A 24,332-nucleotide genomic window follows, 5' to 3' on the forward strand; every position below is an offset into this window, starting at 1 on the left:
AGCCCCGCAGGGGCGTATCGAGACCCACCAGCTTCAGCAGATCGGTCTCGTGACCTGGCCCTCTGGCGGACGTGGATCTCGATACGCCCGCTGCGCGGGCTACTCGATCAGCAAGTACAGGGCACTACACAGGAGGACACCTTCCTTCACACACCCACCTCCCTGCGATCACAGGATCGGACGAGCTCCCCGCCTCCGAGTTCCCCCGACCTCCACCACGTGTCGGAGGTGCGGCGTAGCGTTGCCGAGGTGACGAGTCCTGCCATCAGCACCCTCGGCCAGCTGCGCGCCTCCGGGCACGTGCAGAAGAGCCTCCGCACCGAGATCCGCGAGAACCTGCTCGACGCCCTGCGCGACGGGCGCGACCCCTGGCCCGGCCTCCACGGGTTCTCCGAGACCGTGATCCCGCAGGTCGAGCGCGCGGTCATCGCCGGCCACGACATCGTCCTGCTGGGCGAGCGCGGCCAGGGCAAGACCCGCCTCCTGCGCACGCTCAACGGCCTGCTCGACGAGTGGACGCCCGTCATCGACGGCTCCGAGCTCGGCGAGCACCCCTACGAGCCCATCACCTCGATCAGTCGCCGTCGCGCCGCCGAGCTCGGCGACGAGCTGCCCGTCGCCTGGCGCAGCCGCGAGGAGCGCTACGTCGAGAAGCTGGCCACCCCCGACACGAGCGTCGCCGACCTCATCGGCGACGTCGATCCGATGAAGGTGGCCGAGGGCCGCAGCCTCGGCGACCCCGAGACCATCCACTTCGGCCTCATCCCGCGCAGCCACCGCGGCATCGTGGCCATCAACGAGCTGCCCGACCTCGCCGAGCGCATCCAGGTGGCGATGCTCAACGTGATGGAGGAGCGCGACATCCAGATCCGCGGCTACGTCCTCCGCCTCCCGCTCGACGTCCTCGTCGTCGCCAGCGCGAACCCCGAGGACTACACGAACCGCGGCCGCATCATCACCCCGCTGAAGGACCGGTTCGGCGCCGAGATCCGCACCCACTACCCCACGGCGCTCGCCGACGAGATCGCGGTGATCCGCCAGGAGGCGGAGCTCGTCGCGATCGTCCCCGACGCGCTCATCGAGATCCTCGCCCGCTTCACCCGTGCCCTCCGCGAGTCGAGCTCCGTCGACCAGCGGAGCGGAGTGAGCGCCCGCTTCGCCATCGCCGGCGCCGAGACGATCGCCGCCGCAGCGCTGCACCGGGCCACCCGCCGCGGAGAGGACGAGGCGGTCGCCCGCCCGATCGACCTCGAGACCGCGGTCGACGTGCTCGGCGGCAAGATCGAATTCGAGTCGGGCGAGGAGGGCCGCGAGGAGGAGATCCTCGACCACCTCCTCCGCCAGGCCACGGCCGAGACCGTGCGCGCGCACCTGCGCGGCATCGACCTCGAGCCGCTCGTCACCGCCGTCGAGAACGGCACCATGATCACCACCGGCGAGCAGGTGACGGCGCGCGAGTTCCTCGCCGGGCTGCCCGTGCTCGGCGAGGCGACCGTCTACGACGAGATCGCCGAGCGGCTCGACGCCACCGGAGACGGCCGCATCGCCGGAGCGATCGAGCTCGCCCTCGAGGGCCTCTACCTCTCGCGCCGGCTCAGCAAGGAGACGGGCGGGGGCGAGGCCGTCTATGGCTGAGCGGACCCGTCTCGGAGCCCGTCGTGGCTAGGGGCAACCGGAGGCTGCACCGCGACGCGCGGTACGCCAAGTACGCGGGCGGTCCCGATCCGCTCGCCCCGCCCGTCGACCTCGCCGAGGCGCTCGATGCCATCGGCCAGGACGTCATGGCCGGCACCTCGCCCGAGCGCGCCATGCGCGAGTTCCTCCGCCGCGGCTCCCGCGACGGCCAGGGCCTCGACGACCTCGCTGCCCGAGTCGCCGAGCGCCGCCGGTCCCTCACGCAGAAGCACGACCTCGACGGCACGCTGCGCGAGATCCGCGAGCTGCTCGACCGCGCCGTCCTCGCCGAGCGCAAGCAGCTCGCCCGCGACACGCAGATGGACGACGCCGACCGCACCCTCGCCGAGATGCAGCTCGAGAGCCTCCCGCCCTCTCCGGCCGCCGCCGTCTCCGAGCTGTCCGACTACCGCTGGCAGAGCCCCGAGGCGCGCGCCGACTTCGAGAAGATCCGCGAGCTGCTCGGCAGGGAGATGCTCGACCAGCGCTTCGCCGGCATGAAGCAGGCCCTCGAGAACGCGAGCGACGAGGATCGCGCCGCGATCGACGCGATGCTCCGCGATCTCAACGAGCTGCTCGAGGCGCACGCCCGCGGCGACGACACTCCCGAGCAGTTCGACGCCTTCATGGCGCAGCACGGCGAGTACTTCCCCGAGGCCCCCGAGTCGGTCGACGAGCTCATCGACGCCCTCGCCGCACGGGCGGCCGCGGCGCAGCGGATGCGCAACTCCATGACCCAGGAGCAGCGCGACGAGCTCGACGCCCTCGCCCAGCAGGCCTTCGGAACGCCCGAGCTGATGCAGTCGCTCGGCCGCCTCGACGAGACCCTGCGCGGCCTCCGCCCGGGGGAGGACTGGGGCGGCTCCGAGCGGATGGACGGCGAGCAGGGCCTCGGCCTCGGCGACGGCACCGGCGTGTTCCAGGAGCTCGCCGACCTCGACGCCCTCGCCGACCAGCTCGCGCAGCCGTACGAGCGGTCGAGCCTCGACGATCTCGACCTCGATCTGCTGGCGCGGCGACTCGGCGACGACGCAGCGGTCGACGCGCAGACGCTGAAGCGGCTCGAGAAGGCGCTGCGCGACTCCGGGACGATGCGCCGCGGCTCCGACGGACGGCTCACGCTGACACCCAAGGCGATGCGCCAGCTCGGCAAGGCGCTGCTCCGCGACATCGCCGACACCATGTCGGGTCGTCAGGGCGCGCGCGACCTGCGGCGGGCGGGCGCGGCCGGCGACCGCTCCGGCGCGACCCGCGCGTGGGAGTTCGGCGACACCGAGGCGTGGGACGTCACGCGGACCGTGACCAACGCTCTCACCCGCACCGCCGGCGACGGCCGCCCGACCGGCTCGGGCGTCCGCATCGAGATCGGCGACGTCGAGGTGCAGGAGACCGAGGCCCGCACCCAGGCCTGCGTCGCGCTCCTCGTCGACACCTCGTTCTCGATGGCGATGGACGGCCGCTGGGTCCCGATGAAGCGCACGGCGCTCGCCCTGCACACCCTGATCTCGAGCCGGTTCCGCGGCGACGACCTCCAGCTCATCGCCTTCGGTCGCCAGGCCGAGGTGATGGACGTCGAGCAGCTCGTCGGCCTCGACGCCGAGTGGGAGAAGGGCACCAACCTGCACCACGCCCTGCTGCTCGCCAACCGGCACTTCCGCAAGCACCCGAACGCGCAGCCGATCCTGCTGATCGTCACCGACGGCGAGCCGACCGCGCACCTCGAGCCCGACGGCGAGATCTACTTCGACTACCCGCCCGACCCGGTGACCATCGCCGTCTCGGTCCGCGAGCTCGACGCCTCCGTCCGCCTCGGCGCGCACACCACGTTCTTCCGCCTCGGCGAGGATCCGGGCCTCGCCCGCTTCATCGACTCGCTCGCCCGCCGCATCGGCGGCACCGTGGTGAACCCGGAGTCGGACGACCTCGGCGCCGCCGTCGTCTCCTCCTACCTCGGCGCGCGCGGCGCCGCCCCGGGCGGCCGCCCACCCGGCGACGAGCTCTTCGGACGCGCGTGGAGCTTCTGACACCACACCGAGGGAACCCGTTCCCGTCGAGACAGCCACCCAGCGCGGGCTGTCTCGACGAGAGCTGGTTCCCTCGGTGGCGGGAGCTGCCTCAGAACAGCGGCCACGGCACCGCGGGCATGCCGCCGCGCGGGGCCGGGAAGCGGGCGGACGAGCGGAGGCGGTCGCACCGCTTCGCGAAGGCGGCGATCTCCTCCTCCGTCAGCAGCTCCCCGAGTGCCTCGCCCAGCGCGCCGTCGATCTCGGCGCGGAGGCGCGCCAGCGCCGCGGTCTCGTCGGTCGTCAGCGGCTCGCCGACCCAGCCCCACAGCACCGTCCGCAGCTTGTGCTCGGAGTGGAACGTCAGCCCGTGATCGACGCCGAAGCGGTGACCGCCCGGCATCTCGAGAACGTGGCCGCCCTTGCGGTCGGCGTTGTTGACGACGACGTCGAACACGGCCATCCGCCGGAGCGCGACCGAGTCCTCGTGCACGAGCGAGATGTCGCGGTCGTTCTCGTCGCTGCCGTCGAGGACGTGCCGCCAGCCCTCCGGCACCGCGTCCGCGGGCACCAGGTCGACCGCGTCCTGGTTCGGGTCGATGTCCTGCCAGAGCTGCACCATGCCCGTGCCGAGCGGACCCTCGCGCAGCCAGGTGCGGGGCACCACGTTCCAGCCGAGCGCCTCGGAGGCGAGGTACGCGGCCCGCTCCCGCCCCGCCAGCTCCCCGTCGGGGAAGTCCCAGAGCGGCTTCTCGCCCGCGACCGGCTTGTAGACGACGGAGGTGTCGCCGATCTGCGCGAGGAAGGTCGCGTTCGAGGCGGTCGTGATCCGGCCCGTGAGCTCGAGCTCGCCGTCGAGCAGTTCGGAGTCGTCGCTCATGCGCGCGAACTCGGGGCCGTGCTCATGCGAGCGGGCAGTCGTGTCCGTCGGGGTCCATCGGGTCGCCGCAGCGCGGGCAGAGCGGCCGGCCGGCGCCCACGACCTCGAGGGTCCGCTTCGCGAAGGCGCGCGCTGTGCCGACCGGGATGCGCACCTGCAGCACCTCGGTCGGCTCCGCCTCCTCCTCGTCGGTGGCCGCGGCGTCGTCGTCGATCGGGTACGCCTCGATGAGGATCTGCGCGGTGGCCGGGTCCCAGCCGAGGCTGATGCCGCCGACGCGGAACTCGGGCTCGACGGGCTGGTCGAGGGGGTCGTTGTCGACGAGCTCCGGAGGCGTCCCGGCCGGCACGCTCACCGGGTTGCCCTCGGCGGCCATCAGCTGGTCGAGGATCTCGTCGATCTTCTCGGCGAGCAGGGCCGACTGCTGCTTCTCGAGACCGACGCTGACGACGCGCGGCCCGGTCTTGGCCTGGAGGTAGAAGGAGCGGGAGCCGGGGGAGCCGACGGTTCCGACGACGACGCGGTCGGGCCAGTCGAACCCGTGGACGATCGGAGGCATGGGTCCAGTCTACGAGCGTCCGGCTGGCACCCGCCCGGGTGGCCCGCTACTCGTGCCCCGCGCCTCCGCCGACCGGCGCATCGGCCGCAGGGGCCGCCGCGCGCAGCCACGACAGGTCGCCCGCCTCCGTGTTGGTGGCCACGACCTCGGGTCGCCCCGCGCCGTAGCGGATGATCGACACCGACGCCGGGCCGACCGTGATCCTCTGGAAGAGGTCGAGGTGCATGCCCAGCGCATCGGCGAGGATCGCCTTGATCGTGTCGCCGTGGCTGACCGCCGCCCAGACCGCTCCCGGCCCGTGCTCGGCCGCGATCGCCGCGTCGTGCCGCCGGATCGCGCCGACCGCGCGCGCCTGCATCGCGGCCAGCCCCTCGCCTCCGGGGAACACCACGGCCGACGGCTGGCTCTGCACGACCGACCAGAGCGGCTCCTTCGCCAGCTCGCGCAGCGACTTCCCCTGCCACTGCCCGTAGTCGCACTCGGTGATGCCCTTCTCGATCGACGTCGCCGGCGAGCCGGTCTGCCGGTCGAGGACGAAGCGCGTCGTCTGCCGGCAGCGCTCGAGCGGACTCGAGACGACCGAGGCCAGCTGCACGGCCGCGAGGCGCTCGCCCGTCCGCGCGGCCTGCTGCCGCCCGACGTCGTCGAGCCGGACTCCGGCGGTGCGTCCCGCGAGGATCCCGGCGGTGTTGGCCGTGGTGCGCCCGTGCCGGACGAGGAGGAGGGTGGGCATCGCCCCAGCCTAGGCAGTGCACCCGTGCGCAGGCGCACGCCGTGCTCCGCCCCTGGACGGATGTCCTGGTGCGCCGCTCCGCCTAGCGTGGAGGGAGCGGCCGCCCACCGCGGCCCGTCACGTGCACGAACCTCTGCACACGAAGGGACACTCATGGACGCGACGCCCATCGGCCCGGACGCACGGAACGGCGCAGGGCGCACTCCCGACAGCGCCACTCCGGACAGCACCGTTCCCGACAGCACCGTTGCCGACACGGCCACTCCCGAGTGGGCGGCTCCGGAGGCGACGGGTCGCCAGGACGAGATCGCCCTCCGCATCCGCGGCCTGCGCAAGCGCTTCGGCGACAAGGAGGCGGTCGCGGGCATCGACCTCGACGTGCCCGCCGGTTCGTTCTTCGGCCTCGTCGGCCCCAACGGCGCGGGCAAGACCACGACCCTCTCGATGGCCACCGCGCTCCTCCGGCCCGACGCGGGCACCGTCAGCATCCACGACGTCGACGTCTGGAAGGACACCCTCGAGGCCAAGCGCCTCATCGGCGTGCTGGCCGACGGGGTGAAGCTGTTCGACCGCCTCACCGGCCTCCAGCTGATCACCTACTACGGCCTGCTCTGCGGCATCGCGCGCCCGACCGTCCTCGAGCGCGCGAACGACCTGCTGGCGCTGCTCGGCCTCGAGCCGACCGACCGCACCCTCGTCGTCGACTACTCCGCGGGCATGACGAAGAAGATCGCGCTGGCGTGCGCCCTGGTGCGCGCGCCGCGCCTCCTGGTGCTCGACGAGCCGTTCGAGTCGGTCGACCCGGTCTCGGCGGCCAACATCCGCGACATCCTCACCGGCTTCGTCGCCTCCGGCGGCACCGTCATCGTCTCGAGCCACTCGATGGACCTCGTCGAGCGGATGTGCGACCGGGTCGCCGTCATCGCCGACGGTCGCGTCGTCGCCTCCGGGACCCTCGCGGAGGTCCGTGCCGGATCGAGCCTCGAGGAGCGCTTCGTCGAGCTCGTCGGCGGACGCACCCACCAGGAGGGCCCCGCATGGTTGCGCATCTCCTGAGGCTCCGCCTCCTGCTGCTCCGGAACGTCCTCACGCGCAACGTCTGGCAGCTGGTCGGCGTCGTCTTCGGCGGGCTGTACGCGCTGGTCGTGCTCGCCCTCGTGGTCGCCGGACTCGTCTCGCTCGGCGCCACCGATCCCGCCTTCGCGACCGTCGCGCTGACCCTCGGCGGCTCGGCGCTGCTGCTCGGCTGGGTGCTCGGGCCGATCTTCGTGTCCGGATCCGACCAGAGCCTCGACCTGCAGACGCTCGCCACGTTCCCGATCCCGCTGCGCACGCTGATGCTGGGGCTCGCCGCGGCGGGCGTCGCCGGGATCCCGGGGATCGTGACGTCGCTCGGTGCGCTGGCCTCGGCCGCGGCCTGGTGGAGCAACCCGATCGGCATCGTGCCGGCGCTCGTCTGCGCCGTGATCGGCGTCGCGACCTGCGTGGTCGCCTCCCGCCTGATCGGTGCGCTGACGACGGGCCTGGGCTCGAGCCGCCGCTACCGGGAGGTCATCGGCGGAGTCGTCCTCATCGTCGTGATCCTCCTCGGCCCGCTGCTCATCGGCCTCACCGGAGTCGTCCGCGACGGCCTCGACCTGCTCCCCGTGATCGCCTCGGCCCTCGGCTGGTCGCCGCTCGGTGCGATCTGGGCGGTGCCGGGCTCGATCGTCGCCGGCGACTGGCTCGCCGCGCTCGCGCGCTTCGCGATCGGAGTCGCCACCCTCGCCGTGCTCGCCTGGGCCTGGTCTCGGGCGCTGCGCCACGCCCTGTCCGAGCCCGCCGCGTCCACCTCGCGCGCCGCCTCCGGCTCCGAGGGCATCGGCCTGTTCGGGCGCTTCCCCGGCACGCCGACCGGTGCCGTCGCCGCCCGCGCGCTCGGCTACTGGTGGCGCGACCCGCGCTACAGTCGCGGACTCCTGGTCATCCCGGCCATCGTCGTCCTCGCCGTCTTCTACAGCGCGATCGGCGGGGGAGGGGGAACGCTCGTCCTCCTCTCCGCCGTCTTCATCGGGCTGATCTTCGGCGTGACCCTGTGCGCCGACGTGTCGTACGACGGCACCGCCTGGGCGGCGCACGTGAGCTCGGGAGTCGTCGGCTCGGCCGATCGCGCGGGCCGCGTCATCGCCGCCGCGATCGTGGGGGTCCCCGCCGTGCTGGTGGTCGGCATCGGCACCGGCCTCTACGCAGGGCAGCCGGAGTCGGTCCCCGCGGTGCTCGGGATGTCGCTCGCCCTGCTGCTGAGCGGCTTCGGGGTCTCGAGCGTCGCCTCCGCCCTGATCGTGTACCCGGTGCCGGCCCCCGGCGACTCCCCGCTCAAGACGCCCCCGGGCTCCGGGATGATCTCGAGCGTCGTCATGCTCGCCAGCATGGGCGCGACCACGGCGCTGTCGCTGCCGTCGCTCGTGCTCGGAGTGATCTCGCTCGTCGCCGGCGACACGGTGCTCGGAGTCGTCTCGCTGGCCGCCGCGATCGTCCTCGGATCGGTGTTCGCCCTCGTCGGCATCCGCGTCGGCGGCCGCATCCTCGACCGCCGCGCCCCCGAGCTGTTCGCCGCCCTCGTCACGATCGGCTGACGCGCGGTCGCTGATCCATTCTCCTGGCGGGCAGTCCTCTCCCCTCCCCATGCGTCGGAATCCCCTCCCCAGTCCTCACAAGTTGCGGTAGTCGCGCTCGACTACCGCAACTTCTGGAGAGTCGCGACTCCGCCCGAGTTCACCAGGCGTCTGATTCCTCGAAAGTTGCGGTAGTCGCGTTCGACTACCGCAACGTGTGGAGAGTGGGGGAGGGGGCGTGCGGCGCGGGAGGATGGGGGCATGCGCAGCGTCGAACTCCTGCTGGATCCGGAGTCGGAGGTGCGGGTGCGGGCGCAGTGGGAGGCCCTCGAGGCCGCGGGCATCCCGAGCCTGTCGCTGCACACCTCCGAGAGCAACCGGCCGCACGTCACACTCGTGGCCGGACCCGAGCTGGTCGCCCCCGAGCCCGGCGCGCTCGGCGCGCTGCCCGCGAGCGTCGACCTCGCGGCGGTCCTCCTCTTCCCGCACGCCGGCCGCTACGTGCTGGCCTGGGGCGTCACCCGGTCGCCCGCCCTCGACGCCCTGCACGCCCGCGCCACCCGGCTCGTGCCGGGCGGCGTGCCCACCTCGCTCCCGGAGGAGTGGGCCCCGCACGTGAGCGTGTCGCGCCGCCTGCGCCCCGAGATGCTCGGCGAGGCGGTGCCCCTGCTGGGCGAGCCGTTCGCCATCGGCTTCTCGGGCGTACGCTTCTGGGACGGCGACTCGAAGACGATCACCGGGCTCTGACTCCTCCGCGGTGCTGTCCTCCCCAGGGCTCGCGCTGGGCGTCCGTCCACAGATCGGGCGGCCCCCCGAAGCCGCGTCGGAGGCGGCCGGTAGAGTTCCCCAGGTGACCGAGCCGACCGCGACCGCCCTCCCGACCATCGACGCGCCCGCCCGGACCGGGGCTGCCGAGACCGGTGCCGCCGGGTCGTCGAGCGAGGCGCAGGCGATCCTCGAGAAGGTCTTCGGCTACGGCTCGTTCCGCGGCGAGCAGCAGGCCATCGTCGAGCAGGTCATCGGCGGAGGCGACGCGGTCGTCCTCATGCCCACCGGCGGCGGCAAGTCGCTCTGCTACCAGATCCCCTCGATCGTTCGGCCCGGCACCGGCATCGTCGTCTCTCCGCTGATCGCCCTCATGCAGGACCAGGTCGACGCCCTGCGCGCGAACGGCGTCGCGGCCGAGTTCCTCAACTCCACTCAGGACGCGGCCGAGCGCTCCCGCGTCGAGCGCGCCTATCTCGACGGCGAGCTCGATCTGCTCTACGTCGCTCCCGAGCGCCTCGGCAACGAGGGCATGAAGCAGTTCCTCGCCCGCGGCCGCATCGCCCTGTTCGCCATCGACGAGGCGCACTGCGTGAGCCAGTGGGGCCACGACTTCCGCCCCGACTACCTCGCCCTCGGCGAGCTGGCCGAGCGCTGGCCCGACGTGCCGCGCATCGCCCTCACCGCGACCGCCACCGAGGCCACCCACCGCGAGATCACCACGCGGCTGCACATGGGGTCGGCCCGCCACTTCGTCTCGAGCTTCGACCGCCCGAACATCCAGTACCGGATCGTCAACAAGGTCGAGCCGCGCAAGCAGCTCATCGACTTCCTCCGCCGCGAGCACGCGCACGACGCGGGCATCGTCTACGCGCTCTCGCGCAAGAGCGTCGAGGCGACCGCCGAGGCGCTCCGCACCGCCGGCTTCGACGCCGTGGCGTACCACGCCGGTCTCGACGCCCGGGTCCGCGCCGCCGCGCAGTCGCGCTTCCTCCGCGAGGAGGGCGTCATCGTCTGCGCGACCATCGCCTTCGGCATGGGCATCGACAAGCCCGACGTCCGCTTCGTCGCGCACATCGACCTCCCGAAGTCGGTCGAGGGCTACTACCAGGAGACCGGGCGCGCGGGCCGCGACGGCCTGCCCTCGACCGCCTGGCTCGCCTACGGCCTCCAGGACGTCGTGCAGCAGCGCCGCATGATCGACGAGTCGCCGGGCGATCTCGCGCACCGGAGGCGGATGTCGGCCCACCTCGACGCCATGCTGGCGCTCTCCGAGACGGTCCAGTGCCGCCGCGTGAACCTGCTCGCCTACTTCGGCCAGGAGAGCACCGCCTGCGGCAACTGCGACACCTGCCTGGAGCCGCCCGCCAGCTGGGACGGCACGGTCGCCGCGCAGAAGTTCCTCTCGACGGTCGTGCGCCTGAAGCGCGAGCGCAACCAGCAGTTCGGCGCCGGCCACATCATCGACATCCTGCGCGGCAAGACCACTCCGCGCACGACCCAGCACAAGCACGACGGCCTCGCGACCTGGGGCATCGGCGCCGATCTGAGCGACACCCAGTGGCGCGGAGTCGCGCGTCAGCTCCTCGCGCAGAGCCTCCTCGGCGTCAACGACGACGGATTCGGGACTCTCGTGATCACCCCCGCCTCGGCGTCCGTGCTCAGCGGCGAGCGCAAGGTCGAGCTGCGGCAGGAGCCGGAGAAGCCGGCGCGCTCGAGCGGGTCGTCCCGCTCCGGCCGCTCGACCGTGTCCGAGCTCTCGAGCGAGGCTCAACCGCTGTTCGAGCGCCTGCGCGAATGGCGCGCCGCGCAGGCCCGCGCGCAGTCGGTGCCGGCCTACATCGTCTTCAACGACGCGACCCTCCGCGAGATCGCGACGGCCGAGCCCGCCACCATGGACGCGCTCAGCATCATCGGCGGCGTCGGCCAGAAGAAGCTGATCACCTACGGCGACGCCGTGCTCGCCGTCGTCGCGGGCGAGACGCCGACGATCGCCGAGCCCGACGACAGCCAGGAGGCGCCGGCGCCGCGCCGAGCGGCTCCGTCCCGCTCGAACTCGGCCCGGGCCGCCGGCTCCGCACGGCCCTCGTTCGGAGCCGACAAGGCGAGCCCGCCCGTCACCTCGGCAGCGCCCGAAGACGACTGGGTGCCGCCGGACGAGCCCGACTGGGAGCCCGGCTGGGACAGCTACTGAGCGGCGCCGCTCAGCTCCCCGAGCCGACCGTCGCCATCCATCCGCCGAGGACGGTGAACCCGAACGACAGCGCCATCCCGGCGATCGGCACCCAGAACGCGATCCGGCGCACGACCAGCAGCACGATCGAGACGACGAGCGCCGCGACGAACGGCAGCCACACCCCGCCGGCCGCGACCAGCACGCCCCAGCCGATCAGGTCGCCGTCGCAGTCGTTCCCGCCCATGCAGGCGTCGCCGGCCATCCCGAAGAACAGCCCGAAGTACGAGAGCAGCAGGGTCAGCCCGAACGTGCAGATCAGCAGCAGCACCGTCGTCACCGCGTCCCAGATCCGCAGCGGGCGCCGCTCCCGTTCCGCCTTCCAGGGCGTGCCCGGTCCCGACGGCTGCGGATCGCCCCACGGCTGGGCGCGCGCCCACTCCGGAGAGCCCTGCTCGGCGGGTCCGGTGGGGTACTCCGACGGCGCTCCCGAGGTCGGACCGGGCTGCGCCGCGGACGGCGGACGCCACGGCGGGGGCGGGGGCAGCGGCGGCTCGCTCATGCCACGAGCCTAGCCACGGCCACTCGCGCCGCCACCCTCGCGCCGCCACCCTCGGGCCGCCACCCTCGGGCCGCCACCCTCGCGCCCACGCCCTCAGGCCGAGCTCTCCCGCACGACCAGCTTCGGTGCCGCGATGTACTCGCCGGCCGGCTCCGTGCCGCCCGCGATGCGGTGCACGATCCGCTCGACCGCAGTGCGGGCCATGAACGCGTGGTCCGGGTCGATCGTGGTCAGCCTCGGGATCGTGTACTCGCCCTCGATGATGGCGTCGAACGCGGCGACCCGGACGTCGCCCGGGACGGCGACGCTGCGGTCGGCCAGGCCGCGCAGGACGCCGATGCCGACGGTGTCGGTGATGCAGAAGACTCCGTCGAAGGGGATCCGGCGGTCGATGAAGACGCGGATTCCCTCGGCGCCCCCGGTCATCGTGAACTCCGAGACGTTCACGTGCAGGTCCGGATCGATCGGGAGCCCGGCATCGCGGTGGGCGCGGCGGTAGCCCTCGAGGCGGAGGCTCGAGACGTCGATCTCGTCGTGCTCCGGATTGTCGACCATGACGATCCGGCGGCAGCCGCGCTCGATGAGGTGCTCGACGGCGATGCGCGCGCCGTCGACGTTCGCCATCGCGACGTGGTCGACCGGCCCCTCGAAGATCCGCTCACCGAGGATGACGAGCGGATGATCGACCCGCAGCAGCTCGGTGTCGGCGGAGCCCAGGCCGACGGTGCTGAGGATGATGCCGTCGTAGAGGCGCTTGCGCGAGGAGGCGAGCGCCTCCAGCTCGTTCTCGCGTCGCGCACCGGTCTGCTCGATGACGACGCGGAGGTCGTGCTTCTCGGCGGCGGCGATGATCTCGGCCGCGAGCCGGCCGTAGTAGGGGCGGTCGATCTCGGGGACGGCCAGCCCGATGGTGCCGGTCCGCCCGGTTCGGAGGTTGCGGGCGGCGACGTTGACGCGGTAGTCGAGTCGGGTGATGACACCCAGCACCCGCTCGCGCGTGCTCTCGCGGACGTGCGGGTGGTCGTTCAGGACGTGCGAGACGGTCATCGGGGAGACCCCGGCCTCTTTCGCCACGTCGTGGATCGTCACCATATCGGGCCTCCTCGTTCCGATGGTCCCACGAGCGGCAGCCCGTTCACCGCAGCAGGCTCCGGAGGCGGGCGGCCTCGTCGCCCTCGAGCGCGAGCAGCGAGCCGTGCCGCGCGTCGACGGGGAGGCGCGCGCTCGGGACGGGTGCGAACGCGCCTCCGGCCGGGTCGTCGCTGACGAAGAGCCGGTAGCCCCGCAGCCCGAACTCGTCGATGAGGAGCCAGGTGCGCTCGGGCGTGGCCACGACGGCGGGTCCCTCGCCGCGCGCCAGCTCGGGCGACCCGATCCCGGTGCGCACCGTCTCGAACGCTCCCTCCAGCGAGAGCCCGCGCGCGAGGGTGACCGCGCTGACGCCGCGCTCCGGCTCGGCCTCGACGGTGAAGCGGAGCCACTGGTCCCCGACGGCCAGGAAGGTGGCGTCGATGACGTCGCGTCCGGTGTCGAGGGCGACCCTCGCCGTGCGGTAGGTCGTGAAGTCGGTCGTCTCCACCACGAGGATCCGCTGGTGCGCGGCGGAGGCCCTGTCCGCCTCGGGAGGGTAGAGGGCCGCCGAGAAGAACACGAGCCAGCAGCCGCGCTCGTCGCTCCAGTAGGCCTTGGGGGCCCAGGCGTTGCCCGCCGACTCGGGCGCCACCTCGTGCAGCGAGGGGGCGGTCCACTCGACGAGGTCGTCCGAGTGCCAGACCAGGATCGAGCGGCTCCCACGCCGGACGGCCCGGTGCCAGTCGCCGTCCGGCCAGGTGCGGAGGTCGGTGGCGAGGAGGACGAAGCGGCCGGTCGTCCTGTCGCGCACGAGGAACGGATCGCGGGCGCCGCGCTCGCCGACGGCGGGCACCGGCACCCCCAGCGGGAGCGGGAGGAACGACTCCGGTGTCGCCCCCTCGCTCACCGCGAGCCGCACCCGCTCGCCGTCCTCGCGCTCGCCGGGGAGGAAGTAGGCGAGCAGGAAGCCGCTCATCCCTTCACGCTGCCCGAGACCAGGCCGCCGACGATGTGCTTCTGCATCGCGATGAAGAACACCACCATCGGGAGCAGGACGATCACGCTGAGCGTCAGGAACGCGGGCCAGTTCACTCCGAACTACCCGACCGCCTTGTAGACCTGCAGCACCAGGGTCTGCTTCTCGGGCGAGCTGATGAAGACGTTCGGGGTGATGAAGTCGTTCCACACCCACATCGTCTGGAACACGCCGACGGTGATCAGGATCGGGCGGATCAGCGGCAGGACGATGCGCCAGTAGATCTGCCACGGGCCGGCGCCGTCGATCCGCGCCGCCTCGAAGATCTCGAGCGGCAGCGACTTCATGTACCCCTGGATCAGGAAGTAGCAGAAGATCGCCCCCGCGGCGTAGAGCAGGATCAGGCCCTCGAGGCTGTCGACCAGACCGGCTCCGGCGAGCAGCCGGTAGAGCGGGATCAGCGTCGCCTGGCCGGGGACGAGGAACGCGATGATCAGGACGACGGAGGCGACGCGGGTGAGGAGTGTCTTCCGCAGCAGCATCGCGTAGGCGGCCATCGAGCCGACGAGCAGCATCAGGGCGACGGAGGCGACGGTCACGTAGAGCGTGTTCGCGAACGCGCCGAGGATCGGGACGGAGGCGAAGACGTCGGTGTAGTTGCTCGGATCGAAGGTGGTCGGCAGAGCGAACGGCGCACTCGAGACCTCCTGCTGCGTCTTCAGGGTGCTGACGACGATGTAGTAGAAGGGGGCTCCGACCAGGGCGGCCAGGGCGATCATGCCGACGCTGGTGAGGGCGCTGCCCCAGCGGCGGCGGCGCTGAGCGGGCCCCGCGGGTCGTCGGCGCCGGGGGGCGTCGAGCGAGAGGGTCGGGGCGGGGTCCTTGATCAGGGTGGTCATGAGGTCCTCTCCTCGAAGCGGCGCGAGATGAGCAGCTGGACGGCGACGATCGAGCCGACGACGAGGAGGAACACCACGGCGAGGGCCGAGGCCTTGCCGAACTGCGCCTGCGCGACTCCGTTCTGGATGATCGACTGCGTGATCGTGTAGGTCGAGAAGCCCGGGCCGCCCTTGGTGAGGGTGAAGGGCAGGTCGTAGACCTTCAGCCCGCCCGTCATCAGGAGGAGCGTGCTCACCGTCACCGCGGGGGCGAGGAGGGGGAGAGTGATCGAGAAGAACCGGCGCGGCGCCGATGCTCCGTCGATCCGGGCGACCTCGTAGTAGTCCTCCGGGATCGACTGCAGGTAGGCGAGGTAGAGGATCGCGTGCCAGCCGGTGCTCGACCACACCCCCACGACGATCACCGAGAGCTGCGCCAGCGCCCCGTTCGAGAGCCACGGCACCGGACCGAGGCCGGCGACGCCCTCGAGGACGCGGTTGATCGCTCCCGAGCCGAGCGGGGACAGGATCAGACCCCAGACGAGCCCGAGGATCGCGATGCTCGGGATCGCCGGGAAGAAGAGGATCGCGCGGACGGCTCCGCGGCCCACGAAGGGCCGGTTGAGCACGAGCGCCAGCGGGATCGCCAGCGCCGTGACGAGCACGGTGGTGCCGATGCTGTAGGTGAGGGTGAAGACCAGCCCGGCGAGCATGGCCGGGTCGCGGAAGATGCTGACGTAGTTGGCGAAGCCGACGAAGTCGGACTCGACCGAGTAGCCGTCGAAGTCCGTCAGGCTGAAGTAGAACGACTGCGCCAGCGGCACGGCGAACAGGAGCGCGAAGACGATCAGGATCGGCACGAGGAACATCCCGGTGCTGAGGGTCTCGCGTCGACGCAGCGGAGAGGCGGGGCGCCGGAGCGCGAGGGCTCCGGCGCCGCGGACAGCGGTGTGGGCGGTCATGACGGGGACCGGGGCCCTCAGCCCTGCGACTCGAGCCGCGCCTGGAGGGCGGCGGCGACGTCGGCGGGAGAGGACTGCCCCTGCGCGAGCAGCTGGATCTGCGCCACGGCCTCGGTGTTCAGCGCGTCCTGCTCCCGCGGCCAGGCGATCTGCGGCAGGTAGAACTCGCCCGCCTGGAGCCCGGCCAGGTTGGGCTCGAGCGCGGGGTCGATGACGGGCGTGTAGTTCGTGGTGGTGGTGAGCGCAGAGGTGCCCTCCTGGTAGGTGCGCACGCCCTCCTCGCTGCCGAGGAAGGAGAGGAACTCCTCCGCCTCGGCCGTGTGCTCGGTCTTCGAGTTGATGGCGAAGCCGGGCGACGCGGCGCCGGCCCAGTAGCCCTTGCCGTCGAGGGTCGGGAACGGAGCGAACGCGACGTCGAGGTCGGGCGCCTTCTCCCGGACGGAGGGGAGGTTCCACGGGCCGGCGGCCATCATCGCGACGCGGCCGTTGGCGAACTCGTCGACGATCTGGTCGCCGGTCAGGCTGACGACGTCCTGGCTCATCAGGCCGCTCGTGAGCAGCTCGCTCCAGGCCGTGAGCGGCTCCTCCCAGAGGTCGCCGAACGAGGCGGAGCCGTCGAAGATCGCCGCGTCCACCTCGCCGCCCTGCTCGGCGTCGGCCGAGCCGACGAGGGCCGAGACTCCCAGCGGGATCTGCGAGGCGGAGTCGTAGTACGGCGTGACTCCGGAGTCCTTCACCGTCTTCAGCACGTCGAGGAAGCCGTCCCAGTCGGTCGGGATCTCGGTGACGCCGGCGGCCTCGAGGAGCGCGCGGTTGTACATGATGCCGCCCGCCCACGAGGAGGTGGACATCCCGTAGGCCTTGCCGTCGGCGCTGTAGGTCTCGGTGTTGAACGGCGACATCGCCGACATGAACGGCTCGTCGGTGAGGTCCTTCACGAAGCCGCCCTCGATCAGGTTGGTCTTGTTCTCGGCCGCGATGATGAACACGTCGGCGGCGTTGTTGCCCGCGAGGCGCGTCTGCAGCGTCGAGACGTACTCGGCGACGGGCGGCGCGTTCGAGAACTCGATCTCGATGTCGGGGTGGGCCTTCTCGAAGGCGTCGATGACCGGCGTCATCGTCGCCTCGTTGTCCCACGAGAAGAAGCTCAGCGTGGTCTTCCCGTCGGAGGCGCCCGAGGCGCTGCAGGCGGTCAGGGAGAGAGCGGCCGCGGCGGCGACGACGAGTGCCGCCGAGCGGATGGTGCGGGAGCGATGCGACATTGCATTCCTCTGTTCTGTGGAGGGGATCGGGTGATGGGGGGTCAGGAGTCGGTCGGAGCGAGCGGGACGCGGAGGTGCTCGTGGCGGGGGACGACCGGCACGAGTCGATCGCCGTCGTGCACCAGCAGGTCGAAGACGATCTCGCGGTGCACTCCGTCGCCGTCCGGGATGGCGAAGCGGTGGTAGGCGATCACCCACTGGTCGGTGCCGGGGACGGGGCAGATAGAGTGGTGGCCGGTCGCGAGGATCCCGAGGGCCGTGTTCTTCTCGAGCAGGACGCCGCCGTCGGTCCACGGGCCGAACGGAGTGGCGCCGACCGCCCAGCGCACGCGGTAGTCCTCCTCCCTGGTGTCGTTCTCGGACCAGGTGAGGAAGTAGGAGTCGCCGTGGCGGTGCAGGTGGGCGGCCTCGCGGAATCCCGTCGGCACCCACGAGTGCACGTCCGCCTCGTCGAAGGACACGAGGTCCTCCGCCAGCCGCACGAGGTGCGCGACGCCGTTGCCCCAGAGCAGGTACACGGTGCCGTCGTGATCGCGGAAGACCGACGGGTCGATCGCGACTCCGTCGAACCGGCCCGCCGCGACGAGGGGAGCGCCGAGGTCGGTGTACGGCCCGGCGGGGGTCGAGGCGCGGGCGACGCCGATGCTGTTGCCGGCGGTGAAGTAGAGGTAGTGCACTCCGTCGACCTCGATGGCCGAGGGCGCCCAGGCGAACGAGTCGGCCCAGCCGACGTCGCGGCCCAGCCGCAGGATCTCGCCCTCGTCGGTCCACTCGACGAGATCCTCGGAGGAGTACGAGCGGAAGGCGCTCGCTCCCCAGCCCTCGATCCCGTCGGTCGTCGGGAAGAGGTGCCAGCGGTCGCCGATCACGACCAGCGACGGATCCGCCAGGAAGCGCTGCAGGGGGGACGGCGAGGGGGTCGCGGTACTCGTGTCGTTCATCGCACTCCTTCGTGCCCGGCGACCGTCCTGTATCGGTACAGGAGCGGCGTGTATCGATACAGTACGAACGCCCGGCCGTCCTGTCAAGAGAGGGGAGGAGCTGTCGCATTCCGGCCGACGGGGCGAGCGGCGCGCTGGCCGGTTCCGACAACGCGGGAGCACACGCGCGCGGCCCGCTTTGTCGTCCCGCGACGGATCGTTTCCGCCTTCGCGGGAGCCGATCTACCGTGCAGAGCACCGCCTCCCGACGATCGTCGGCCAGGGATCGACCCCGCTCGATCCGTCGCCGCCGGCGATCCGCGAGCGGGCCGAACCGACGACGGTCGAAGGGATCCTCCAGTCATGGTCACCACCGCTCCCCGCCCCCGCTCCGCCACCGATGCCGCCGACAGGGCCGCCGGCGGCCGCTCGCGGCCGCGACGCTCGAAGGCCGGCGCGATCGCCCCGACGCCTCCCGTCGACTCGCTCGGCTCCGAGGTCGATGCCCGCCTCGACGAGGACGGCTCGCCCAGCGTCGACGTCGCCGCGCTCGGCGAGGTGCTCCTCGGAGCCTGGCGTGAGCAGCGCCTCGCCTCGCGCGAGCTCACCGCCCGCGAGGAGCTGCACCGTGTCGACGGCCTGCCGATGGCCGAGCACCGGGCGCGGGTCACCCGGCAGATGCACGTCCTCGCGGCCGAGGGCGGCGTGCTCCGCGCCTTCCCGGAGGACCTCGGCGGAGAGGCCGACCACGGCGGTAACATCGCCGGCTTCGAGGAGCTGGTCACCGCCGATCCGTCGCTGCAGATCAAGTCGGGCGTGCAGTGGGGCCTCTTCGGAGCCGCGGTGCTGCACCTCGGCACCCGCGCGCACCACGAGAAGTGGCTGCCCGGCATCATGAGCCTCGAGATCCCCGGCGCCTTCGCGATGACCGAGACCGGTCACGGCTCCGACGTCGCCTCGATCGCGACGACCGCGACCTACGACGAGGCCGCCGGCGACTTCGTCCTGCAGACTCCGTTCCGCGCCGCGTGGAAGGACTACCTCGGCAACGCGGCCGTCGACGGGCGCGCCGCCGTCGTCTTCGCGCAGCTCGTGACCCGCGGCGTCAACCACGGCGTCCACGCCTTCTTCGTTCCGATCCGCGACGACGACGGCGCGTTCCTCCCGGGCGTCGGCGGTGAGGACGACGGCCTCAAGGGCGGCCTCAACGGGATCGACAACGGCCGGCTGCACTTCGACGGGCTCCGCGTGCCGCGTGAGAACCTGCTCAACCGCTACGGCGACGTCGCGGCCGACGGCACCTACTCGTCCCCGATCGCGAGCCCCGGCCGCCGCTTCTTCACCATGCTCGGAACGCTCGTCCAGGGGCGCGTCTCGCTCGACGGCGCCTCCGTCGTGGCGGCCCGCGTCGCCCTCACGATCGCCGTGACCTACGGCGACCAGCGCCGCCAGTTCACCGGCGGCGGGGACCGCGAGGAGGTGCTCCTCGACTACCAGCGCCACCAGCGCCGCCTGCTCCCGCGCCTGGCGACCACCTATGCGGCCGGCTTCGCGCACGACAAGCTGCTGCGCGCGTTCGACGACGTCTTCTCGGGCGCGAACGACACCGACGCGTCGCGGCAGGATCTCGAGACCCTCGCGGCCGGGCTCAAGGCGCTGTCGACCTGGCACGCGCTCGACACTCTGCAGGAGGCGCGCGAGGCGTGCGGCGGCGCCGGCTTCCTCGCCGACAACCGCCTCACCCAGCTCCGCGCCGACCTCGACGTCTACGCGACGTTCGAGGGCGACAACACGGTGCTGCTCCAGCTCGTGGCCAAGCGGCTGCTCACCGATGTCGGCCGGCGCTTCAAGAACGCGCAGCCCGGCGTGCTCGCCCGCTACGCCGTCGAGCAGGTGGCGGAGGCGACCGTCAACAACTCGGGGCTGCGCCGGCTCGCGCAGGTCGTCTCGGACCGCGGGTCCACGGCCCGCTCGGTCGGCCAGCTCCGCGAGGAGCAGCGCGAGCTGCTGACCGACCGTGTCGAGAGCATGGTGTCGGGCATCGCCTCGCGACTCCGCTCGGCCTCGAAGCTGCCGGCCGACGAGGCCGCCCGGCTCTTCAACGCGCACCAGAGCGAGCTGATCGAGGCGGCGCGCGCGCACGCCGAGCTGCTGCAGTGGGAGGCGTTCACCGACGGGCTCGCGGCGATCGAGGACGAGGGGACCCGCACGGTCCTCACCTGGCTCCGCGATCTCTTCGGCCTCGGTCTGATCGAGAAGCACCTCGACTGGTACCTCATCCACGGGCGCCTGTCGTCGCAGCGCGCGCTGGCCGTCACGTCGTACATCGACCGGCTCCTGGCCCGGCTCCGTCCGCACGCCGGCGATCTGGTCGCCGCCTTCGGCTACCGCCCCGAGCACATCCGCGCGTCGATCGCGAGCGGCGCCGAGGCGACCCGGCAGGAGGAGGCGCACGCCTACTTCGAGGCGGCGCGCGCCGCCGGCACCCTCCCGACCCCCGAGAAGGCCCCGCGCCACTGACCATTCCCGCGAGACGCCGCTCCGGTACGCGACACGCCGACCCGGGCGTACCGGAACGGCGTCTCGCGGAGGGGATCAGCGATCGAGGAACGCCAGTGCCGCGTCGCGCTCGGCGCGCAGCTCGAGCACGGACTCGTCGATCTTGGCGCGCGAGTGGGAGTCGATCTCGAGGCCCTCGATGATCCGCCACTCGCCGTCGACCGCGCGGACCGGGAACGACGAGATCAGTCCCTCCTCGACTCCGTAGGACCCGTCGGACTCGACCGCGGCCGACGTCCACTCGGTTCCCGTGACCCAGTCGTGCACGTGGTCGATCGCGGCGGAGGCGGCGGACGCCGCCGAGGAGGCCCCGCGCACCTCGATGATCTCGGCGCCGCGCTTCGCGACGCGCGGCTCGAACTCGCGGTGCAGCCACTCGGCGTCGACGAGCTCGGTCGCGGGGCGTCCGTCGACCGTCGCGTGCGTGACGTCGGGGTACTGCGACGCGGAGTGGTTGCCCCAGATGCTCACTCCGGCGATCGAGTCGACGGGAGCGTCGAGCTTCGCCGCGAGCTGCGCGACCGCCCGGTTGTGGTCGAGTCGCGTCATCGCGGTGAAGCGCCCGGCCGGGATGTCGGGGGCGCTCGCGCGGGCGATCCAGGCGTTGGTGTTCGCCGGGTTGCCGACGACCAGCACGCGGATGTCGTCGGCCGCGTGCTCGTTCAGCGCGGCTCCCTGCGGCCCGAAGATTCCCGCGTTCGCGGCGAGGAGGTCGGCGCGCTCCATCCCCGCGCTCCGCGGCCGGGCGCCGACCAGCAGGGCGACGCTCGCTCCGTCGAAGGCCGCGGCCGGATCGTCGGTCGCCTCGACGCCGCGGAGCAGGCCGAAGGCGCCGTCCTGCAGCTCGAGCGCGGTGCCGGCCGCCGAGCGCAGGCCCGCGGGGATCTCGAGGAGGTTCAGGCGCACCGGCACGTCCGGCCCGAGGAGCTGACCCGAGGCGATGCGGAACAGGAGCGCGTAGCCGATCGCGCCTCCTGCTCCAGTGACGGTCACGGTGACGGGGGTGCGCTGAGTGCTCATGGCGCGACCCTAATCCGCAGGCCTGCGTGCACGGTCGGAGCACGCGGGATCGTGTTCGACACGCCCTAGTGCCCGCGCGCGATCCACTCCTCGCGGTGCGGCGCCTCCGCCCCGATCGTCGTCGAGTCGCCGTGCCCGGTGAGGACGACGGTGTCGGCCGGCAGCGTGAGCAGCCTCTCGGTGATCGAGTCGATGATCGTCGGGAAGTCGCTGTACGAGCGGCCGGTGGCGCCCGGCCCGCCCTGGAAGAGGGTGTCGCCGGTGAAGACGGTGCCGAGCTCGGCGGCGACGAAGCAGACGGCGCCCGGCGAGTGGCCGGGGGTGTGCCGCACCTCGAGGTCGACGCCGGCGACCGGCACGATCTGTCCGTCGACGAGGCCGCCGTCGGGGGAGGTGTCGGGGTAGACCGCGTCCCAGAGCACGCGGTCCCCGTCGTGCAGCAGGACGGGTGCGCCGGTCGCGGCCTTCAGCGCCGCCACCGCGTCGATGTGGTCGTCGTGCGCGTGAGTCAGCAGGATCGCGCGGAGGACGCGATCGCCGACGGCCCCGAGGATCGCGTCGGCGTCGTGGGCGGCGTCGATGACGACGCACTCGGAGTCGTCGCCGACGATCCACACGTTGTTGTCGACGTCCCAGGTGCCGCCGTCGAGGCTGAAGGTGCCGCTCGTGACCAGGTTCTCGATGCGGGCGGCCATCAGAGCACCACCACCGAGCGCAGCACGTCGCCGCCGGCCATCGTGGCGAAGGCCTGCTCGACCTCGGTGATCGCGATCCGCTCGGTGACGAACTCGTCGAGCGGCAGCCGGCCCTGGAGGTAGAGGTCGGTCAGCATCGGGAAGTCGCGCTCGGGCAGGCAGTCGCCGTACCAGCTCGACTTGAGCGACCCGCCGCGGCCGAAGACGTCGAGGAGGGGGATCTCGAGCGTCATCTCGGGAGTGGGCACGCCGACGAGCACGACGGTGCCGGCGAGGTCGCGGGCGTAGAACGCCTGGCGCCAGGTCTCGGGGCGACCGACGGCGTCGATCACGACGTCGGCGCCGAAGCCGTTCGTCAGGGCCTGCACCGCGGAGACGACACCCGCCTCGTCGAGGCCGCTCGAGTCGATGACGTGCGTGGCACCGAGCTTCTCGGCCGCGACCAGCTTCTTCGGGTCGCGGTCGATGGCGATCACGGTGCTCGCCCCCGCGAGTGCGGAGCCGACGACGGCGGCCGTGCCGACGCCTCCGCAGCCGATCACCGCGACGGAGTCACCGCGGCCCACGTTGCCCGTGTTCATCGCCGCGCCCAGGCCGGCCATGATGCCGCAGCCGAGCAGGCCCACCGCGGCGGGGTCCGCCTCCGGGTCGACCTTCGTGCACTGCTTGGCGTGCACGAGCGTCTTCTCGGCGAACGCGCCGATCCCGAGCGCCGGGCTGAGCTCGGTGCCGTCGACCAGGGTCATCCGCTGGGTCGCGTTGAAGGTGTTGAAGCAGTACCAGGGCTCGGCGCGCGTGCAGGCGCGGCACTCGCCGCAGACGGCCCGCCAGTTGAGCACGACGAAGTCGCCGACCGCGACGTTCGTGACGCCCTCGCCGATCGCGCTGACCTTTCCGGCGGCCTCGTGGCCGAGCAGGAAGGGGAAGTCGTCGCTGATCCCACCCTCCCGGTAGTGGAAGTCGGTGTGGCACACCCCGCAGGTCTCGACGTCGACGACGGCCTCGCCCGGCCCGGGGTCGGGGACGACGATGTCGACGAGCTCGACGGGAGCCCCCTTCGACCGGGCGATGACGCCGCTCACAATGGTGGGCATGGGGGCTCCTTCGTCGGGGCGGGTGCTGCGGGGATCCGCTCCACAGTACCTACGGGCGGACCGCTCGTCCGCCCAGGACGGCCAGCAGCACCACGGCGACCAGCGATCCGGAGGCGACCAGCGCGGCGAGCACCGTGATCTGGAAGGCGCCGGCGTCCAGCGGCGAGAGCCCGCCGAAGACCGCGCCGACGAACGCTCCGGGGAGCACCACCAGCCCGGTCGTCCGCGTCTGGTCCGTCAGCGGCACGAGCCCCGTCCACACCGCCTCCCTGGCCGGCGTCCTGGTCGCCCGCCGCGGAGTCGCCCCGAGCGCGAGCCATCCCTCGACCTGATCCCACCGGTCGGCGAGCGTCGCCGCGAAGGCCCGCCCGGTCACGGTCGCGACCGTCATCGATCCGCCGATCACGATGCCGCCGACCGCGAGCAGGTAGCGGCCGGTGAACGGAACGGCGCCGAGGCCGAAGACGACCGCCCCCGTGAACACCACGCCCACCACCATCGCGACAGAGACGGCGAGCACCGCCCGGCGAGTGCGCCCGAGACGCCCGGAGGCGGTCGCCACCGCCGCGACGAGCATCAGGAGCAGGAAGGCGCCCACCCAGCGCAGGTCCGAGATGACGCCGGTGAGGATCAGCGCGAGCAGTGTCAGCTGCACCGCGCCGCGGAGGATCGCGAGCGCCGGGCGGAGGAAGGCGCCGACTCCGAAGACCCTGAGCGCCACCGCCGAGATCGCCGCGCAGACGACGACGGCGGACACCGTCGCGACGAGTCCACTGCCACCGATCACTCCTGGACACTAAGGGCCGTGGACGACGGGCGCATCCTCGACACCGCCCCGGCATCGGCTCGCTGCTGGGCACGTCAGACCACGGGTGGCAGGAGAGCGGATCGGAGCGCGGACAGCCCTCTCCGTGCCCGACCCCGGGCGAGCGGGAACGGCGGCCGCGGGTTA

21 protein-coding genes are annotated in these 24,332 nt (G+C 72.4%); 7 read left to right on the plus strand and 14 right to left on the minus strand.

Going from position 1 to position 24,332, the window contains the following annotated elements:
* Window positions 1–249 precede the first annotated feature (249 nt).
* Complete coding sequence (locus tag GRS96_RS05645; RefSeq protein ID WP_159858311.1) at window positions 250–1,635, plus strand: magnesium chelatase; 1,386 nt, start codon at window positions 250–252, stop codon at window positions 1,633–1,635.
* A 23-nt stretch (window positions 1,636–1,658) separates the two neighbouring features.
* Complete coding sequence (locus GRS96_RS05650) at window positions 1,659–3,698, plus strand: vWA domain-containing protein (RefSeq protein ID WP_159987962.1); 2,040 nt, start codon at window positions 1,659–1,661, stop codon at window positions 3,696–3,698.
* A gap of 91 nt (window positions 3,699–3,789) precedes the next feature.
* Here GRS96_RS05650 and GRS96_RS05655 read toward each other — a convergent pair whose 3' ends face one another.
* Genes GRS96_RS05655 through GRS96_RS05665 form a run of 3 tightly spaced genes read right to left on the minus strand, consistent with a single transcriptional unit; the run spans window position 3,790 to window position 5,849 of the window.
* Window positions 3,790–4,557: an SCO1664 family protein gene (locus GRS96_RS05655; protein WP_159987963.1), complete on the minus strand. Its 768-nt coding sequence runs from the start codon at window positions 4,555–4,557 to the stop codon at window positions 3,790–3,792.
* Window positions 4,558–4,579: 22 nt separating this feature from the next.
* On the minus strand, window positions 4,580–5,116 hold the full coding sequence (locus tag GRS96_RS05660) for a DUF3090 domain-containing protein (protein ID WP_159858319.1): 537 nt from the start codon (window positions 5,114–5,116) through the stop codon (window positions 4,580–4,582).
* Window positions 5,117–5,162: 46 nt separating this feature from the next.
* Complete coding sequence (locus tag GRS96_RS05665) at window positions 5,163–5,849, minus strand: histidine phosphatase family protein (protein WP_159987964.1); 687 nt, start codon at window positions 5,847–5,849, stop codon at window positions 5,163–5,165.
* Between the two features lie 153 nt (window positions 5,850–6,002).
* Between GRS96_RS05665 and GRS96_RS05670 the strand changes: the two genes are divergently transcribed.
* The 4 genes from GRS96_RS05670 (at window position 6,003) to recQ (ending at window position 11,402) form a co-directional block, all read left to right on the plus strand.
* Window positions 6,003–6,905 carry an ABC transporter ATP-binding protein gene (locus tag GRS96_RS05670; RefSeq protein WP_236553566.1) on the plus strand — a complete coding sequence of 301 codons (903 nt, stop codon included), beginning with the start codon at window positions 6,003–6,005 and terminating at the stop codon, window positions 6,903–6,905.
* Window positions 6,887–8,464 carry a transporter gene (locus GRS96_RS05675; RefSeq protein ID WP_159987966.1) on the plus strand — a complete coding sequence of 526 codons (1,578 nt, stop codon included), beginning with the start codon at window positions 6,887–6,889 and terminating at the stop codon, window positions 8,462–8,464. Before GRS96_RS05670 ends, GRS96_RS05675 begins: the two co-directional genes overlap by 19 nt.
* A gap of 240 nt (window positions 8,465–8,704) precedes the next feature.
* A complete protein-coding gene (locus tag GRS96_RS05680) occupies window positions 8,705–9,190 on the plus strand; it encodes a 2'-5' RNA ligase family protein (RefSeq protein ID WP_159987967.1) in 486 nt (161 codons plus the stop codon).
* A 103-nt stretch (window positions 9,191–9,293) separates the two neighbouring features.
* Window positions 9,294–11,402 (plus strand): DNA helicase RecQ, encoded by a 2,109-nt coding sequence (gene recQ / locus GRS96_RS05685; protein WP_442966596.1) that lies wholly within the window; start codon window positions 9,294–9,296, stop codon window positions 11,400–11,402.
* A 10-nt stretch (window positions 11,403–11,412) separates the two neighbouring features.
* Here recQ and GRS96_RS05690 read toward each other — a convergent pair whose 3' ends face one another.
* From GRS96_RS05690 to GRS96_RS05720, 7 genes are all read right to left on the minus strand, one after another.
* On the minus strand, window positions 11,413–11,943 hold the full coding sequence (locus tag GRS96_RS05690) for a DUF6264 family protein (RefSeq protein WP_159987969.1): 531 nt from the start codon (window positions 11,941–11,943) through the stop codon (window positions 11,413–11,415).
* Between the two features lie 93 nt (window positions 11,944–12,036).
* Window positions 12,037–13,035, minus strand: a complete 999-nt coding sequence (locus tag GRS96_RS05695; protein ID WP_159987970.1) for a LacI family DNA-binding transcriptional regulator — start codon at window positions 13,033–13,035, stop codon at window positions 12,037–12,039.
* A 43-nt stretch (window positions 13,036–13,078) separates the two neighbouring features.
* Window positions 13,079–13,990 (minus strand): glycoside hydrolase family 43 protein, encoded by a 912-nt coding sequence (locus GRS96_RS05700; protein ID WP_159987971.1) that lies wholly within the window; start codon window positions 13,988–13,990, stop codon window positions 13,079–13,081.
* A gap of 122 nt (window positions 13,991–14,112) precedes the next feature.
* Window positions 14,113–14,889 (minus strand): carbohydrate ABC transporter permease, encoded by a 777-nt coding sequence (locus GRS96_RS05705; protein WP_236553567.1) that lies wholly within the window; start codon window positions 14,887–14,889, stop codon window positions 14,113–14,115.
* Window positions 14,886–15,830 (minus strand): carbohydrate ABC transporter permease, encoded by a 945-nt coding sequence (locus GRS96_RS05710; protein WP_204162040.1) that lies wholly within the window; start codon window positions 15,828–15,830, stop codon window positions 14,886–14,888. Before GRS96_RS05710 ends, GRS96_RS05705 begins: the two co-directional genes overlap by 4 nt.
* A 17-nt stretch (window positions 15,831–15,847) precedes the next feature.
* Complete coding sequence (locus GRS96_RS05715) at window positions 15,848–17,092, minus strand: ABC transporter substrate-binding protein (protein WP_159858346.1); 1,245 nt, start codon at window positions 17,090–17,092, stop codon at window positions 15,848–15,850.
* A gap of 41 nt (window positions 17,093–17,133) precedes the next feature.
* A complete protein-coding gene (locus GRS96_RS05720; RefSeq protein WP_159858349.1) occupies window positions 17,134–18,033 on the minus strand; it encodes a family 43 glycosylhydrolase in 900 nt (299 codons plus the stop codon).
* A gap of 342 nt (window positions 18,034–18,375) precedes the next feature.
* Here GRS96_RS05720 and GRS96_RS05725 point away from each other — a divergent pair, with 342 nt between their 5' ends.
* Complete coding sequence (locus GRS96_RS05725; protein WP_159858352.1) at window positions 18,376–20,532, plus strand: acyl-CoA dehydrogenase family protein; 2,157 nt, start codon at window positions 18,376–18,378, stop codon at window positions 20,530–20,532.
* Window positions 20,533–20,607: 75 nt separating this feature from the next.
* On the opposite strand, the gene GRS96_RS05730 is transcribed toward GRS96_RS05725, so the two are convergent.
* From GRS96_RS05730 to GRS96_RS05745, 4 genes are all read right to left on the minus strand, one after another.
* Entirely contained in the window at window positions 20,608–21,591 is a 984-nt protein-coding gene (locus GRS96_RS05730; protein ID WP_159987972.1) for a malate dehydrogenase, read from the minus strand.
* Between the two features lie 65 nt (window positions 21,592–21,656).
* Window positions 21,657–22,286: an MBL fold metallo-hydrolase gene (locus tag GRS96_RS05735; protein WP_159987973.1), complete on the minus strand. Its 630-nt coding sequence runs from the start codon at window positions 22,284–22,286 to the stop codon at window positions 21,657–21,659.
* Window positions 22,286–23,380, minus strand: a complete 1,095-nt coding sequence (locus GRS96_RS05740; RefSeq protein WP_159987974.1) for an S-(hydroxymethyl)mycothiol dehydrogenase — start codon at window positions 23,378–23,380, stop codon at window positions 22,286–22,288. Before GRS96_RS05740 ends, GRS96_RS05735 begins: the two co-directional genes overlap by 1 nt.
* Window positions 23,381–23,429: 49 nt before the next feature.
* Window positions 23,430–24,167 (minus strand): ABC transporter permease, encoded by a 738-nt coding sequence (locus tag GRS96_RS05745; RefSeq protein WP_159858364.1) that lies wholly within the window; start codon window positions 24,165–24,167, stop codon window positions 23,430–23,432.
* Between the last annotated feature and the right edge of the window lie 165 nt (window positions 24,168–24,332).

Origin of the sequence: Rathayibacter sp. VKM Ac-2803 (genome assembly GCF_009807175.1) — a bacterium.
Lineage (GTDB): Bacteria > Actinomycetota > Actinomycetes > Actinomycetales > Microbacteriaceae > Rathayibacter.